At 33.9% G+C, this 16,232-nt stretch carries 16 protein-coding genes and 1 pseudogene; 7 read left to right on the forward strand and 10 right to left on the reverse strand.

The window, feature by feature from the left end:
* A partial coding sequence (locus ACW8TM_RS10165; protein ID WP_491533181.1) for a hypothetical protein occupies positions 1 to 195 on the forward strand: 195 nt, incomplete at its 5' end.
* Between the two features lie 126 nt (positions 196 to 321).
* On the opposite strand, the gene ACW8TM_RS10170 is transcribed toward ACW8TM_RS10165, so the two are convergent.
* Both ACW8TM_RS10170 and ACW8TM_RS10175 read right to left on the reverse strand, forming a co-directional pair.
* Positions 322 to 633: a nucleotidyltransferase domain-containing protein gene (locus ACW8TM_RS10170; protein ID WP_491533196.1), complete on the reverse strand. Its 312-nt coding sequence runs from the start codon at positions 631 to 633 to the stop codon at positions 322 to 324.
* The gene (locus ACW8TM_RS10175; protein WP_491533182.1) at positions 626 to 1,012 is read right to left on the reverse strand and encodes a HEPN domain-containing protein; all 387 of its coding nucleotides are present in this window, start codon (positions 1,010 to 1,012) and stop codon (positions 626 to 628) included. The genes ACW8TM_RS10170 and ACW8TM_RS10175 overlap by 8 nt, the downstream gene beginning before the upstream one ends.
* A gap of 173 nt (positions 1,013 to 1,185) precedes the next feature.
* On the opposite strand from ACW8TM_RS10175, the gene ACW8TM_RS10180 reads away from it, so the two are divergent.
* The 4 genes from ACW8TM_RS10180 (at position 1,186) to larA (ending at position 4,892) form a co-directional block, all read left to right on the forward strand.
* Positions 1,186 to 1,824, forward strand: coding sequence for an ASCH domain-containing protein (locus ACW8TM_RS10180; protein WP_491533183.1), 639 nt, complete (start codon positions 1,186 to 1,188; stop codon positions 1,822 to 1,824).
* Positions 1,814 to 2,557 (forward strand): DUF1614 domain-containing protein, encoded by a 744-nt coding sequence (locus tag ACW8TM_RS10185; RefSeq protein ID WP_491533184.1) that lies wholly within the window; start codon positions 1,814 to 1,816, stop codon positions 2,555 to 2,557. Before ACW8TM_RS10180 ends, ACW8TM_RS10185 begins: the two co-directional genes overlap by 11 nt.
* A 63-nt stretch (positions 2,558 to 2,620) precedes the next feature.
* Entirely contained in the window at positions 2,621 to 3,610 is a 990-nt protein-coding gene (locus ACW8TM_RS10190; protein ID WP_491533185.1) for an oxidoreductase, read from the forward strand.
* A 10-nt stretch (positions 3,611 to 3,620) separates the two neighbouring features.
* Entirely contained in the window at positions 3,621 to 4,892 is a 1,272-nt protein-coding gene (gene larA, locus ACW8TM_RS10195; RefSeq protein WP_491533186.1) for a nickel-dependent lactate racemase, read from the forward strand.
* On the opposite strand, the gene ACW8TM_RS10200 is transcribed toward larA, so the two are convergent.
* Both ACW8TM_RS10200 and ACW8TM_RS10205 read right to left on the reverse strand, forming a co-directional pair.
* Complete coding sequence (locus tag ACW8TM_RS10200; RefSeq protein ID WP_491533187.1) at positions 4,889 to 5,389, reverse strand: iron-sulfur cluster assembly scaffold protein; 501 nt, start codon at positions 5,387 to 5,389, stop codon at positions 4,889 to 4,891. The genes larA and ACW8TM_RS10200 overlap by 4 nt on opposite strands.
* Position 5,390: 1 nt before the next feature.
* Positions 5,391 to 6,623 carry a cysteine desulfurase family protein gene (locus tag ACW8TM_RS10205; RefSeq protein WP_491533188.1) on the reverse strand — a complete coding sequence of 411 codons (1,233 nt, stop codon included), beginning with the start codon at positions 6,621 to 6,623 and terminating at the stop codon, positions 5,391 to 5,393.
* Between the two features lie 170 nt (positions 6,624 to 6,793).
* On the opposite strand from ACW8TM_RS10205, the gene ACW8TM_RS10210 reads away from it, so the two are divergent.
* Together ACW8TM_RS10210 and ACW8TM_RS10215 are read left to right on the forward strand one after the other, a co-directional pair.
* The gene (locus tag ACW8TM_RS10210) at positions 6,794 to 8,029 is read left to right on the forward strand and encodes an aminotransferase class V-fold PLP-dependent enzyme (RefSeq protein ID WP_491533189.1); all 1,236 of its coding nucleotides are present in this window, start codon (positions 6,794 to 6,796) and stop codon (positions 8,027 to 8,029) included.
* Complete coding sequence (locus tag ACW8TM_RS10215) at positions 8,029 to 8,292, forward strand: DUF302 domain-containing protein (protein ID WP_491533190.1); 264 nt, start codon at positions 8,029 to 8,031, stop codon at positions 8,290 to 8,292. Before ACW8TM_RS10210 ends, ACW8TM_RS10215 begins: the two co-directional genes overlap by 1 nt.
* Positions 8,293 to 8,452: 160 nt before the next feature.
* Here the strand turns inward: ACW8TM_RS10215 and ACW8TM_RS10220 are convergent.
* The 6 genes and pseudogenes from ACW8TM_RS10220 to ACW8TM_RS10245 all read right to left on the reverse strand — a co-directional run.
* Positions 8,453 to 8,632 (reverse strand): annotated as a pseudogene (locus ACW8TM_RS10220) (metal-dependent transcriptional regulator); the annotation flags it as partial.
* 390 nt (positions 8,633 to 9,022) lie between these two features.
* The gene (locus ACW8TM_RS10225; RefSeq protein WP_491533191.1) at positions 9,023 to 11,809 is read right to left on the reverse strand and encodes a DEAD/DEAH box helicase; all 2,787 of its coding nucleotides are present in this window, start codon (positions 11,807 to 11,809) and stop codon (positions 9,023 to 9,025) included.
* A 77-nt stretch (positions 11,810 to 11,886) separates the two neighbouring features.
* Positions 11,887 to 12,201, reverse strand: coding sequence for a winged helix-turn-helix domain-containing protein (locus ACW8TM_RS10230; protein ID WP_491533192.1), 315 nt, complete (start codon positions 12,199 to 12,201; stop codon positions 11,887 to 11,889).
* 165 nt (positions 12,202 to 12,366) lie between these two features.
* Positions 12,367 to 13,926: a hypothetical protein gene (locus tag ACW8TM_RS10235; protein WP_491533193.1), complete on the reverse strand. Its 1,560-nt coding sequence runs from the start codon at positions 13,924 to 13,926 to the stop codon at positions 12,367 to 12,369.
* Positions 13,923 to 15,578 (reverse strand): type II/IV secretion system ATPase subunit, encoded by a 1,656-nt coding sequence (locus tag ACW8TM_RS10240; protein ID WP_491533194.1) that lies wholly within the window; start codon positions 15,576 to 15,578, stop codon positions 13,923 to 13,925. The genes ACW8TM_RS10235 and ACW8TM_RS10240 overlap by 4 nt, the downstream gene beginning before the upstream one ends.
* Positions 15,575 to 16,232: ATPase domain-containing protein (locus tag ACW8TM_RS10245; RefSeq protein WP_491533195.1), on the reverse strand; the 658-nt coding region annotated here is incomplete at its 5' end. The genes ACW8TM_RS10245 and ACW8TM_RS10240, both read right to left, overlap by 4 nt.

The raw sequence follows: 16,232 nt of genomic DNA on the forward strand, positions 1-16,232 counted from the left end.
CGTGTCCATGACGCTGTTAAACTTTCAATTCCCTTTTTTGGGTTCGGGAGGGGAATTAAAACTCCTTGGACGTTCATAGAGGAACTTTCAATTCCCTTTTTTGGGTTCGCACAAGAACTATTCCTTCCAAAACGCCAGCTGGAGCTTACTTTCAATTCCCTTTTTTGGGTTCCGATACTAATTTTTCTTTTTTAGGGTTAAAAGGCTTTCTGAAAGCTTCTTTTCTGAGTGATCATGGGAACCAAATAAACTTGCAAGAAATTAATGATAAAAGTTCCAATTGATATTTTGTTGAGTAGATATGGTTATTGAATTGTGATTTTAGATTTCTTTTAGTTCGTTTGGTTTTATGAATCTTTTATACCATTCTTCGAATTGTTTTTGTGTTGTTATGTGTAGCTCTATGGGTGCATCAACTGATCTGTATATTTGAGTCATTACTTTGTATTTTAAATCTAATTTTTCTAGTATTATGAGAATATCTATGTCACTGGCAGCTGTGTATTTTCCTTTTGTTATTGACCCGAAGACATATATTTTTGCTTTCGGATCTATTTTCTTTGTAATGTTTTTTACTTTTTTGGCTATTTCTTGATAGTTCCTTAATGCATCTAGGATTTTATGTTCATACATTCTCGACAATGGGTTTAAACACCTCTATCACAAATTTATAAATGTCTTTAACTTCTGTCTCCTCATAAAGATATGGAAGATATCTTGAGGTTATATAAGCTTCCTCTAATCTTGCAATATAGTGTAGATTTTTTACATCATCTACCAGAGTATTAATTTCTTTATTGAAGTCAGCTAGTTCTCTTATGAGTCGTCTAATGGAATGTGTACGTGGATAACTTCCTTTCTTAACTAGTAATTTGTACTTCAGAATCAATTGACAATATTGTTCTAAGTTGAATATTGCAAGATCCCATTCATCTTCGTCTATTAGTCTTTTAGCATTGCGTAAAAAGGATTTTGCACGTTTCTTAATTATTTCAGCTTCTTCAAATGACAATCAATCCACCAAAATCAAATATATGACGCATCTAAATAAATTATTACATTTAAAACTATTAATCTTTCAAGTAAAATTGCTGACATCTTTAGACTTAGTTACTTAAAGTTTATTGGATTAGATTTTAAATTTCATTTGTTATATTGTTAGGGGAGAAGTGGTGAAGATTCATCATGGTTAAAGGTGAGAAAGTAAGGTATATTGGCAGAAGTCTTATGATTCGTGGGAAATATGCTAGGAAGATACTTAATGGTGTAAAGAGGACTACGGTTAGACGTGGAATTGTGAGGCCTAAGTATGATGAAGTTATTATTCATAGTGGTGGAAGACCTATTTGTAGAGCTAGAATCATAAAAGTTGATCATAAAAGAGTGAAGGATTTAACTGATTATGATGCCGTTAAGGATGGCTTTGAAAATTTATTGGAACTTTTAGAGGAACTAGATAAATTGTATGGTGAAATAGATCCTAATGAATGGATTACTATTATAGAATTTAGAGTTATCGAAAGGATAAGTGAATTGGAAGCTAAACATCCATATTTAGGATTAAAGCCCTTCGAGATAGCTGAATTATCCTTAAAGTATCTGAGTGAAGAGCTTAACTCGAAGGAGTATAAAATCTTCAAAGAGCTAATTAGAACTAAGAGTTTAAGAAAAGTTGCAAAGAAGTTTTATGGATCTCCATTGAATAGGAAGGAGATTAGAAGAAGCTTAAAGAGAGCTTTAAAGATACTTATGGATAAGGGAATTATAGAAGTGGAAGATGATAAGTTTATTAAATTCATGAAGGAGGATCAAGGTGACTTATAGAGTTAGACATGTTGTTTATAGACCATTTTCAATAATTTACTTTTTAGCATTACTGTTATCTACATTCTTCATACTACTCTTTCTCTCATTTTCAGTTCCAATACTAGTTAAAGGACTAAAAATATCTCCATGGACTGCAATTTTAATCTTCTTTTCAGCATTAATGGGAAGTCATGTTAACATCCCAATTTTCCATATTGAATCAAGACATCCAGTAGTTGCATTTCGAGAAATAAGAATCTTTGGAATAACTTGGATTGTTCCAAGCTTTGATTGGAATGTTAGAAGAACTATTGTTGCAGTAAATTTAGGTGGAGCCATAATACCATCGCTAGTATCATTATACCTGCTAGTCTATAATATACCAAAATATGAAATCTCACCAATATCAACATACATCAAAGTGATAATTGCACTGATTATAATAACATTCACTATCAATAAAATAGCAAAAATTGTTCCAGGACTTGGAATAGCAGTTCCAGGATTAATTCCACCCATAATTACCTCAATTATAGCAGTTATGTTATGCTTAATCCCTCCAATAAGCAATCCTTCAGTTATAGCTTACATATCAGGAACATTTGGAACACTAATTGGAGCAGACCTATTAAACCTAGAGAAGATTCCAAGAGTGAGAGCTAGAATAGTCAGTATTGGCGGTGCAGGAACATTTGACGGTATATATTTGACCGGTCTAATGGCAACCGCCCTAACGTTAATCTTAATTTAAAATAATGGTTTAAAACCCAACTATTTTAATCTAAAATAAAACATATTATTCATCGTGATGAAAATGCCATCCCTACTAAGCTCTTTAAAGATTAGAAATTTCAAGTTAAGAAACAGAATTGTAATGCCCCCCATGGCCACTGAACTTGCAACAGAAAATGGGGAAGTTACAGAGAAATTAATACAGCACTATACTGAAAGATGCAAACATCTAGGCCTACTAATAATTGAACATTCATATGTTTCAGTTGAAGGTAGAATCTCACCTAAACAACTCGGCATTTATAATGATAAGTTAATTGAAGGTTTAAAGAAACTTGTAGACGAAATACATAAACACATGAGTCCAGTAGTCATCCAAATAAATCATGGAGGAGGAAAGGCTTCAAGCAAAATTACTGGAGAAAAACCAATAGCACCATCACCCATAATTGTTCCAGGAGGAGTTGAAGAACCGAAGGAAATGACTCTAGAGGACATTGAAAGAGTACTTGAAGCCTTCGAGAATGCAGCTAAAAGAGCTGTAAAGGCAGGATTTGATGGAGTGGAAATTCATGGTGCCCATGGTTTCCTATTAAATCAATTTACCTCACCGATAACCAATAAGCGATTAGATGCCTATGGAAGAACAATGGAAGGACGATTTAAATTCCCATTAGAAGTAGTGGAGAGAGTAAGAGATGCAATTGGAAATAAACTATTATTATATAGACTTGGTGCAGATGACATGATGCCAGGAGGCTTAACAATAGATGAAAGTAGAACATTAGCAACAAAACTTGAAAGCTTAGGTGTAGATATAATAGATGTCTCAGGTGGATTATGCGGTTCAAGACCAGCAAACCTTAAGGGACAAGGATACTTCATACCCCTAGCTGAAAAAATAAGAGAAGTAGTAAGAATTCCTGTAATAGGAGTGGGAGGAATAAAAGAAGCAGAATTTGCAGATAGAGTCATAAGAGAAGGAAGAGTAGATTTAGTAGCAGTTGGTAGAGAAATGCTTAGAAATCCAAAATGGGCAGAAAGGGCTATTGGAAAACTTAAAAGAAAATAATGGTGAAAAAATGCAAGTAAAGCTACCATATGGTGAGAAATGGATTGAATTAGAACTGGAGAAAAATGAAGTCAAACTAATTGAATCAAAAAGAGTGGAACCAATTAAAAATCCAAGAAGAAAACTAGTAGAAAACCTAAACAACCCACTAAATCATAAGCCTCTAAAAAATTTAATCAAAAAATCTAAGAAAGTACTAATAATAATTCCCGATAAAACAAGAGCCTTCCCGACAAGAACAGTTCTTCCAACAATAATTGAAGAGATAAAAAATGCAAGTAAAAATGTAAATATGAAGATATTAATAGCAACAGGCCTCCATAAACCACACAACAGAGAGGAGATAATGAAACTCGTAGGAAAAGAGATTTATCAAGAAATCGAAGTTGAAAGTCATGATGCACTAAATAATTCAAAGCTAGTAAACTTAAATAAATCTACAAAATTCAATACACCAATAATCGTAAACAATGAAATATTTAATCATGAAATTATAGTTGGATTAGGATTAATTGAACCACACTTCTTCGCAGGATATTCAGGTGGAAGAAAAACTATATTACCAGGCATTGCAGGTGAAAACGCCATCTATAACAACCATAGTTACAAAATGATTGCCCATCCAAAAGCAAGATATGGAATTTTAAATGGAAACCCAGTTCATGAAGATATGATTGAATTTATGGAGAAGACAAAGCTAGACTTCATAGTGAATGTAACTTTAAATAAAAATTTTGAAATAACTGGCATTTTCACTGGAAATCCAATTAAAGCCCACATTGAAGGAGTGAAGAAGCTAGAAAAAGAAGTAAAAATCGAAGTCGATGGAAAAAGTGATATTGTAATTACAAGTAATGGAGGATATCCATTAGACAGAAATCTATACCAAGCAGTCAAAGGAATGGCAACTGCAGAGTCAATAGTAAGAAATGGTGGAGTTATAATAATAGTAGCTGAATGTAGAGATCAACTAGGAGGACACACTGAATTTTATAGAATAGTCTCAGAAGCAGAAAATCCAAGTGAAATAATTACAAGAATAAGAAAAGAAGAACCAATTAGAGATCAATGGGAAGCACAAATTTTAGCTAGGATACAAATGAAAGCATCAATCATTGTTGTAAGTGAAATGAAAAAGAAGATAATTGAAGAAATGCACATGATACCATTTAAAGACATTTATGAAGCCTTAGAAGAAGCAAGAAGAATAATTAGAAAAAATAAACCTAAAATAGCAATTATACCAGAAGGCCCATATGTAATACCATTTTTAAAATCTTAAGTCGAAGACCTCTTCATCCTTCTCGCTATCATCTCCATAAGCTTTTCTTCCTCTAATGCATGCTTCTCCTCATGAGTCAACTCTTCAGGAAGCCACTCGGGCTTAGGTCTATTTTCAAAGTAGGCCCTTATAGCTCTTCTAAGTGCTCCAACAGCTAGAACTCCACAATGATATTTAATTGAGGGTAGACCTCCAAGTTCCTCTGAAATATCCCTCCATGAAACATTCCAAGCATCTTTAAGAGTTTTACCCTTAATCATCTCAGTCATTATGCTTGCAGCAGCAATATTTGCTGCACACCCATAACTCTCAAATGTTGCCTTTTCAATAACTTGAGTTTCTTCATCAACCTTCAAGTAGATTGCAATCATATCGCCACAAGCTAAACTTCCAGTTACTGCACTAACGGTTGCATCCTCCATCTTCCCCATATTTTTTGGATTCCTAAATAACTCTAATACCTTTGGTCCATAAGGTAATGGTATACGTGTAGACATCTCATTTTTCCTCCGGTTTTAATGGACTAAGCGCTCTTATCCTATTTATAGCTTGAGGAATATTTCTCAGAACATACTGAACATCCTCCAAAGTATGCATAGGTGTAACCTTCATAAGAATACTTCCATGAGCCTCCTCATGCTTTCTCCCAATTGCCAGCAGTATATGGCTTGGCTCCAAAATCCTACTGGTACATGCACTTCCACTAGAAACATAAATCCCCCTCATACTTAACTCAATAGTAAGTGCTTCACCTTCACAGTAAAGAAAACTTATATTAACATTATCTGGTGCACGTCTATCTTCCCTAGGACCATTTAATAAAACATGTGAAACACTCTCCATAATACCATCAATCAATACATCCCTAAGAGAACACATATGAGAAATAAAAGAATCAAAATTACCTCTCATAATTTCAACGGCCTTAGCAAAACCTGCAATAGCAGGAATATTTTCTATTCCCGGCCAAAGCCTCTGAGTACTTAATTGACCATAAATTACTGGCTCAAGTTTGACACCCTCTCTTATGAAAAGTGCACCTGCACCCTTAGGACCATAAACTTTATGTGAACTAAAAGTAGCTAAATCAATATTCAATTTATCCACATTAAAAACAATTTTACCTAAAGCATCAGCAGCATCTGTATGAAAGAAAGCTTGGGGATTCTTATCCTTAACAACTTCAACTAAGCCCTTGATATCCTGAATAGTTCCAATTTCATGGTTAACTGCTGCAATACTGACGAGAAGAGTCTCCTTATCAACCTCATCTGAAAGAAAATCAATGTCAATAAAACCATACTTATCAACAGGTATTTTAACAACTTTATAACCATACTTTTCTAGTTTCTCGGCAGGAAAAATTACACTGAAATGTTCAATACTTGAGACAATAATCTTCCTACCACGATCCTTATATGCTCTAGCAAGACCTGTAATAGCTACATTATTAGCTTCAGTTCCACTATGAAAATAGGCTAACTCATCAATTGATGAATTTATAAAATCAGCAATAACTTGAGTTGACTTAAACATTTTCTCATAGGACATCCAACCCACTTTATGAGTTATCGATGGATGACCAAAGCCAGTTTCCCTATAGCATGAAATCATCTCCTCTAGGGCCTCTGGGAAAATTAATCCAGAATTTTCAGAGTCAAGATAAACTTCCCTTTCAGGCTTTCCATGAAGCTGTATTAAATCCTTAACACTTCTAACTATGTCAGTCATGACTACACATCCAGTTAAATAAACATGTCCAATTAAATATTAATATGTAGTGTCAATGCAATATATAACATAGTTATATATAAAAGATTCTTATGTAACAGTTTAAAGTTGAAGCTGGGAAGCTAAATATAGGAAAAATAAATAGAGAAGTGTATCAGGTGGAAAGTCATATGGATATAAATCTTATTAGGAAGGATTTCCCCATCCTTGAAAAAGAGGTAAATGGATATAAACTAATATATTTCGACAATGCAGCTTCAACACAAAAGCCTATACAAGTCATCGAAGCAATAAGGAAATTTTACCTTGAAAAATACGCCAATGTCCACCGTGGAGTACATACACTAAGCCAAATAGCATCTGAACTATATGAAGAAGCAAGAAGTACAGTAGCCAAATTTATTGGCGCTAAAGAAAATGAAATAATATTCGTAAAAAATACTAGTGAAGCAATAAATCTAGTCGCCTATTCATGGGCCCTACAAAACCTAAATAAAAATGACGAAATATTAACAACATTAATGGAACACCATAGCAATATAACTCCATGGATAACCCTATCCAAACTAAAAAATCTACACGTAAAATACGTTAAGGTAAAACCAAATGGAGAATTAGACTATGAAGACCTTGAATCAAAAATAACCAATAAAACTAAGCTAGTAACAGTCACACATATGTCCAATGTCGTAGGAACAATCAATGACATTAAAAGAATAGCTAAAATAGCACATGAACATGAGTCATTAATGTTAGTCGACGGAGCACAATCAGTACCACACATGCCAGTCGATGTGAAAAAGCTGGACTGCGACTTCCTAGCGTTTAGCGGCCATAAAATGCTTGGGCCAACAGGAATTGGTGCACTCTATATACGCGAAGAACTTCTCAAAAAGCTAAAACCAACCATTAGTGGCGGAGGAACAATAAAAAGTGTAAAATGGAATGAGGAAATAGGTGCATGTCAAATAGACTGGGCTATTGGACCAGAAAAATTTGAAGCAGGAACACCAAATATAGGAGGAGCAATAGGATTAATGGCAGCCATCAAATATCTAAGAAAGATAGGAATGGAAAACGTTAGAAAACATGAATACGAATTAGTGAAATATACAATAAAAAGATTTAAAGAACTAGAAAAAACAAAGCTATATGGTCCAATAGACCCAGCCAAACGAGGAGGAATTATATCGTTTAGTATTGGTGAATTAGATTCACATCAAATAGCATTAATATTAGATCAATTTGGAATAGCAGTGAGAAGCGGCTACCATTGTGCTCAGCCACTACATCAAATTCTAGGTGCAAAACAAGGAACAACAAGAGCAAGCTACTACATTTATAACACACGTGAAGAAATAGATAGAATGATAGAAATACTAAAGAAAGTGGAGGAAATAGCATAGTGATTAAAAAATATGTAAAGCAGATAACTAGAGGATGCGGTGAAAAAGCTAATTTTATTTTGACACTAAAATGGGAAACAAAAAATGAAGCCATAAAGAAAATTCTAGATAAAAGTAGTAAAAGTCAAAATTTAGGCGGCCTATTCATTAGGGCACTAATAGGAAATGTTGAATTTAACATCTATACCACAGGGAAAGTATTAATTAAAGGGATTGAAGAAGAGAGTGAATTAAATAAATTACTTGAAAAAATATTTACATAATACATTATAACTTACTTGTTTAATGAACTATTAATCTTAAGTATATTTCTCAACAAACTCTAATAACTTATTTAATGTAACTTTACTAATTACATGTTCAATAGCACAAGCATTCATCTCACAATTTCCATAGGAACGTCTAAGACATCAACCAAAAATCTTAGCAGTTTAACATGTTTCTATAAACTTCTTCAGCCAACATGGCCCCTTTATCTGTAAGCTTAATAAAACCATATCTCTCATGCGTTACCAGTCCAGAATTCTTTAATCTCAATATAGCCTCACTCACACTTGAACTTTTAACGTTTAATAGTTTAGCTATCTCTTTAACCCGTGCATACCCATATTTTTCATTAAAATATAAATGGCTTCAAGATAATCTTTAAGCGATGAAGATATCCTATTTTCAGACAAAATTATGCCTATACAATATTATCTTACCAAACGAATTATAATAAAATTTAGGATATATTACTAGCTGTAAGAGCTATTTAAAACGAAAATTAAACCTAAATTATAGAATACTAAGGCAAGAAAGGAGAGAAATAGAAGATACGGAGTTATAAAAATTGTCTATTTGACACTTCTAGTCTCCTTATAAATAGTAGCTATAGTTGCTAAGCATGAAACATATAATAAATCAATTACCTCAACTTTAACGTGTAAATAACACTATCACTTTACATTTCATTTAATTGTCAAATAAAACAACTTGTTAACAGTCACAATACTATGCTTCCCAGTACTCTCTAGTTTCCAGATATTCCTTCATTGCCTCTCTTAGATCACTAATTAATTCATCTAAGCTTCTATGCATTTTAGCTAAAATTTGATATGCAGTTAAGGGACCAACACCCTTTGTTGATAAAGCTAGTACTGCCTTTCTCTTATATAGTGTTATTAAGTCTGCAGACATCTTTGCATATGCGATTAATGACTCTTCTTCTTCACTTAATTCTCCTCCATGCCTCATTTTTAGTAGGGCTTTTATAACGTCATTAAGCTTCCACTTTATAAGAGAAATATTGGAAGAAGAACATTTAGGACAAACCGTGTCATCTCTATAATCAGCACACAGCATCCTCCATGAATAAAGACAGTCTAGACAAAGGAAGTTCAATACTCTCCTCATAATTCGTTCAAGAAATAGTTGATTATCGTCAGTTATCAACAAGTCTCCAAGTTCAAGTATCGGCTTAGCTAATGGTGTCGGGGATGACAATTTATCTAATGCAACTACTTCCACAACGTTATTTTTAATCTGGGATAGTAATTGTATAAAGTTGTCGAAGTCATAATGTTGAATTAATTGAAATCTGAAAGCTTCATCATATACGGGAGTATCCTTAAAGATTTCTGGTAGATTTAATAGATAACTAGCTGATTTGTAGTACATTCCCTTGGGGAGTGCTTCAAATTTCATGGCAACATGTCTTAAGATATATGGATCAACATGTTCTCTAATAATATTCCATGCATCCTCGATTTCAATTGAAGTTAATATATTCTCAACAGCTTTAGGTTCAATTTCAGGTGAAGTCATTATTAAAATTCTATATGCATCCCATCTCACAATACACTCAGTCTTGAATTTTGCTTTTAGTAATTCACTTAATATTCTTGCAATACATCTATTGACACCGTGACCATTACATGAATGAATCACTATATATGAGCTAAAGCCTTCAATTACGATTCTTTTATCATGTGGCATTGGAAAACCTAGATTCAAGTATTCACCTAATGGTTTTATAGCCTCTCTTAAATCATTTAGATTGACTGGATAAGTCTTCGACAATTTTTCAGCAATCTGTACGATTGAAAAGCCATTATTCCACAGTTTTTCGATTAATCTTCTAATTTCTCCAACAGATTTAGCCACAATCCATGAAGTTGGAAGAACCTCACCCTCCCAGCCTGGAATAGCAGCAGTATAATCGTTAACTGGTTTAACATAAATGTCAAAACCATCTATTCGCGAGATTATCCAAGGCCTTCCTCTCAGAATTATCTTGACACCAGGCTTACCATATTCTGAAAAGAAATCTTCTCCTAAATGACCAATCTCCTCCCCCGAAAACTCATCTATCACAGGATAGGTTACTTCTTCAGGTATTGTTGAGAGATGTCTATAATAATAGGCTCTACTACGCTTAGTTTTGACAACATAATCTTCCTTAACTTTAATCAAACCCAATCCATCAATATACCTTAAAACATTAACAAACAATTCATATTCCAAATCATTAAATGAATAGCTTGATTTAACTATATCATAAATCCTTGAAATATCCACTCTACCGTTAAAATCTAAGATAATTCCCACAATTTGATGTGCAAGTACATCTAAAGCATTTTTATGCATTTTTAAATGTTCCAATCTCCAATCTAACGCCATTTTGGCTATAATCATGCTCTCAAGTATGTCATCAGAACTTACAGTCAAGATAATTCCTCTTGAAACATACTTCAAGAAATGACCACTTCTACCAACCCTCTGAATTAAAGCAGTAACTTGCCGTGGAGACAAGTATTGAATAACAAGATCAATATGCCCAATATCAATTCCCAATTCCAATGAAGATGTACAAACTATTGCAGGTATCTCTCTATTTTTAAATTTAGCTTCAATAAATTCCCTAGCTCTTCTAGAAAGCGAACTATGATGACTGAAAACATTTAAACCAGCTAACCTCAAACGACTACTAATAAACTCAGCAAACTCTCTACAATTAACAAAGATTAAAGTCGAAGTAGAAGACTCAATTAACTCCATTATTCTCCGAAGCCTAGCAACAAAACTAGGCTTACACATCAACTTTAAACTCAAGTCATAATCATCCTTAGATGGAACTGGAAACTCTACCCAGATATCGTATGGTTTAGTCTCCTTAACATTAACTATCTTTGCACTTCCATTAGAACCAGCAATAAACTTTGAAGCAGCATCTAAATCACTTATCGTAGCAGATAATCCAATTACCTGTATCGGAAAACTAGCAACTATCTTAAGACGCTCCAATCCAAGAGATAACTGAGTACCTCTCTTACTCTCAATAAGATCATGAACTTCATCAACAATAACCCACTTAACACTTCTAATCCATTTCCTCATTCCACTAGATGGAAGAATAGCCTGTAACGTCTCAGGAGTAGTAATTAAAACTTCAGGCGGACTCCTAGCTTGCATACGCCTAACACTACTAGGAGTATCACCATGTCTAACGCTAACAGAAACACCAACTTCATTGCAAATTTTAATTAACCTTCTAAGTATATCTCGATTTAAAGCTCTTAAAGGAGTTATGTAAATAATATAGATGCCAGGTTTAAAGCCATGTTTAAGTTTAAAATCAAGATACATACTTAGAACAGGTAGAAATGCAGCTTCAGTCTTCCCAGAACCAGTTGGAGCCACAATCAAAACATTATAGCCATCCAATATGACTGGGATAGCCTCAAGTTGAACTTTAGTCGGCTCTTCAAAGGCAAATTTATGGAGACAACTATTTAGCAAATTAAACACCATACCCTCAAACCCAATATAAATTTTCCAAACATAACCTAATAGAGCTATCTTCTAAGCATAAGAAGCTAAACTTTGAGATACTTCATTATAACTTCAAGAGCACGTTTACAATCATGCAAGAAATTTAAACCCTTCTCAGTCAATTTTAACCCCAAATCATTCCAAACAATGAGGTCTAAATAGGAGAGCTCAAGTAAACGTTCCTTCAACCTTTTAGAAGATAAATTCGCTCTATACATTACATGTGTAAATTTAGCCCAACCAGTTCTACTATAATTACAACAATAAAGAATCGACTCTAAAATATCCAAGTAAACAGCCAATCTATCCCTTCGCCCTAAAAATAATTTTTCTCTAGGAAAGCGTTTAAAATTAAGCATTACAATTCACCTCAACACCCACACCACACGCTTTCCTCATCAAGAAGTAAATAGCGATAGATATAATATAGCAAAATCCAATAAATAGATGGAAAATAGATAAATATAGAGTTAATTTTTGGAAAGAAATTGAAAATATGAATTTTATAAGGCTAAAGTTAAAATTCATGGCAAACCCCCCGAAAAATCTAATGAGAATTGTGGGAAAATATATAGTGCAAGAAACTCTGCCGCAAACCACATTAAACCACTAATTACCAGTAAAATTGCCATGTAAAGAATGAAAGTCCAATTAAATCCACCCTTAACTTGAATAATTGCAAGAGAATTGAGGAAGGATAAAATTAAAACAAGAAAGACATTGCCCATTTCAATTAGATTTATAGGAAGGACGTTAAATGGCAAGTAGGGTAAAGGTTTGAGAATCCCAGTGAAGAAGCCACAGAGCTTAACTATACTCACCAATATGAAAACAGTTATTGGCTGTAGAAGAAGCATTGTAATTTCAACATTCTTAGCTGCAGACAACCTACGCTTTCTAAACTCGAGAAAACGAATAGAAGCATTAGCTAAAACTTTACTCACCATTAATGGTGGGCTTCCACTTCTAAGCGAATCAACTAAAATTTTATTGAACATATAGATTAAATGGGAAGCAGAAGCACATGCCATTAATCTCAAAGACTTCTCATAATTAATTCCAAATTTAACCCAATTTAAAGTATATCTAACCAACTTCTCAAAAGGACCTAAATGAATGTGAATAGCATATTCCAATGCATTCTTTAAATTTAATGTTGAAGAAAGATTTTCACCTAGAGACTTAACAAATGAAGGATAATATTCATCATATGACATTACCATTCTCTCAATATCATATGCAAAGTAGCCCGGAAGCAAAAGAACACCACCACATACCATCAATCCTAAAGCGGGATTATCGAAGAAGTAGAAGAGAAGAGTAAACGTTAAAAATGCAATAGGAATAAAGGTTAATGAAAACTTAAAAATTTTGAACTTTGGTGATTCAGCTCCTTCTCCATAAACTAGGTAATCCTTTGGTGAAATTACTTTAAATGCTAGTAGAATAGCAGCAGTAGATAGGAGGGCCAAGGCATATGCAGAAGGTATAACTGATGGATCAGTCATGAAGAGAGTCATAATTAAAACAGTCAGCACAATAAAGACAGAAACACTTTGAAACGTACTAAAAACTCCACCTAGAACTCTAAGAGACTCCAATGCACGATTATAATATCCAGAATACTCCTCCATTATAGTTGAAGCCTCCAACTCCAGAAAATCTCTAGGATTAGTAGCTGAAAAAGCCTCAGTCATCCGTATCAAAATATCCTTTAGAGGTGATTTAACAGTCTTAGCAATTTGTGAAAGCGATTTCGTCAATCCATGACCCATATGAACTGTTAGATCACGAATAACCCTGAAAATTCTACTGTAATATTTGTATTCAGCTGTGTCTGCAACTGCGTCTACTATCTCTGAAGGCCCAGATTCACCTAAAGAAACAGAATACATATGTAAAATAGCAGTGACAAGCAACATATCCAACTTTCCAACCTTTTTTCTCATTTTTAAAGCTAATAAAACAGCAAGGAAGGAAATGGGAACAAAGCAGGATAAACCGGCATTAACAATATCATTCTGCCATAGAAAGAACATTGGGAAAATTGAAGTTAAAATTATGATGAGAAAAAGAATTTTCACAACTCTCTCCAAGGCTTCAACCCCCTCATTATTCTCTCATAAACATCATTCACTCCAACTCTATCAACCTCAATAATCGTCCTCCAAACATCAAAATAACTGGGAGCATTATTTGCATGCCATTCAATTATCTCAGCACGCTTATTCAACTCATCATATAACTCTGGTAGCTTATCTTTACTCCATCCTCTGAAAGGCAGCACCTTAGTTTCCAATAGATAACTTGTACCTGCAAATGAAAGCTTGTCAACATCAGGATCATAGGTAAAACTTGGTAGAAACATCAATCTACCTGAAGTAGGATTATATCCAATAATTTCATTTACAGAAGTTACTCTCCTAATAAACTTGCCTTCACGCTCAATTCTAGCTTGAAAGATCGCTAAGTTTAATCCATCTATATGAGATTTAGGAACATTAATGGGATCTGAAGTCATTCTTTGAAATAGCTGACTTAAAGTTCCAGCATGCATAGTTGAAACAACCGGATGTCCAGTTTCTATAGCTTGAAAAGCAATTCTCCCTTCCTCACCTCTAATTTCACCTATGACAATGTAATCAGGTCTCTGCCTTAATGCGGCTTTAACTAGGTCAAACATGGTTACTGGACTTCCAGTATGCATTCTAGTTACCTCTCTAACCCAGTTCCTATGAGGCAATCTAACTTCAGGAGTCTCTTCAATACTAACAATTTTAGAGAAGGGAGGAATGAAGGCTAAGAGAGCATTCAAAGTAGTTGTCTTCCCAGAAGCAGTTTCACCACATACAAAGAAGGATATGCCAACTTCAATAAGCATCCACATATAAGCAGCCATAACTCTATTAAAGGTATTCCACTTTACAAGATGACCAACAGATAACGGCTCCTTAGAAAACTTTCTAATAGTAAAATTGCTTCCATGAAGACTTATATCCTCACCGAAAACAATATTAAATCTACTACCATCTGGCAAATGAATGTCTATGATTGGATTGGCATAACTTAAAACCTTGCCATAACGTTCAGCTACACTCCTTAACAATTGATCAACTTCCTCCCTACTAATAGTAATGTTGGACTCAAGATAACCATAAATTCGATGATAAACAAAAACAGGTCCAGCGCCAGGAATACTAATATCCTCAAGCCATTCATCAAGTAGAAATGGATCTAGAAAGCCATGACCAACCTTTTCTCTAAGAAAGTAATAAAGCAAATTCTGCTTACCATACCTACTTAATTTCAATTTAGACTTCTTAACAGCCCTATCAAAAAACCTTAATATTACATCAACTCTTTTATCTTCATCCAATTCAATATTTTTCTCAGCTAAAATTTTAGCCATGCTAGTCTCAATAATTTCCAGCAATCTTCTTTCAGGCTTTGGAGGCTCAATAATAGTGTATTTCCTCTCCGAAAGGTCAATATGTATAAAGATGCCCTCTCCAACAGGATATAATACACTGACCTCTGAACCTAGATTTTTAGCTAAATCTAATCTTGAAAAGTAACGCGGCTTAACTTTTAGATCGTTTAAATATTTAAGCAAATATTCATGATTTCTAACCGCCTCCTCTAAGGTTTCTGGAATGGGTACATCCAATGGATTCCTATACTTTGTAGAACTAGGCTTCTTAACATTACTGAATAAACGCTTAAAAAACAATTTCATATAGTCACCTCACCTATAGGTAAAACTCTTAAACCTAAATTTGGATTAATCTCAAGGTTAATAGTAGCCCTTCTCTCACCAAAACTCCCCCACAACTTAATTACATGTAACATCTTCACTTGCATATTGCCAATATACGCATTTTTCATTACAAAATATGCATCACTTGAAGCTTTAAGAAGACGAATAGATTCATCCTCAAGAAATTTAGGATGAAAAGTCAAAATAATAGTTCTACCCTCAGAAACCAGATTTTTCATTCTAGTTATAAATGTCAAGAAACTATCCCTAGTAACGTCAATAGAAAGTGAACTTAAATCATCAATTACAACACACTTATAAGATGAATTTTTAAATGCCAAAAAACTACTTATTGCATGTAGAAATAGAGGAGACAAATATCTACTCCACATCCCCCCTTTAACATGAAGAGAATAAATTTTCAATTTACCTAAAATAAAGAATTCTGTTGCATCAAGTTTAATTGATCTCATCATCTTTAAATATTCCTTAACAGTGTTCTCGGTAGTAATAACTATGCTTTTAATACCCGACTTCAACATATGGAAAACAATTTGCTGTGAAAAGACAGTTTTACCTGAACCATGCTCACCCTCTATTGAAATTAGACTTGGATGCGGAATACCGCCCCCC

The organism is Candidatus Culexmicrobium sp. (assembly GCF_058356305.1).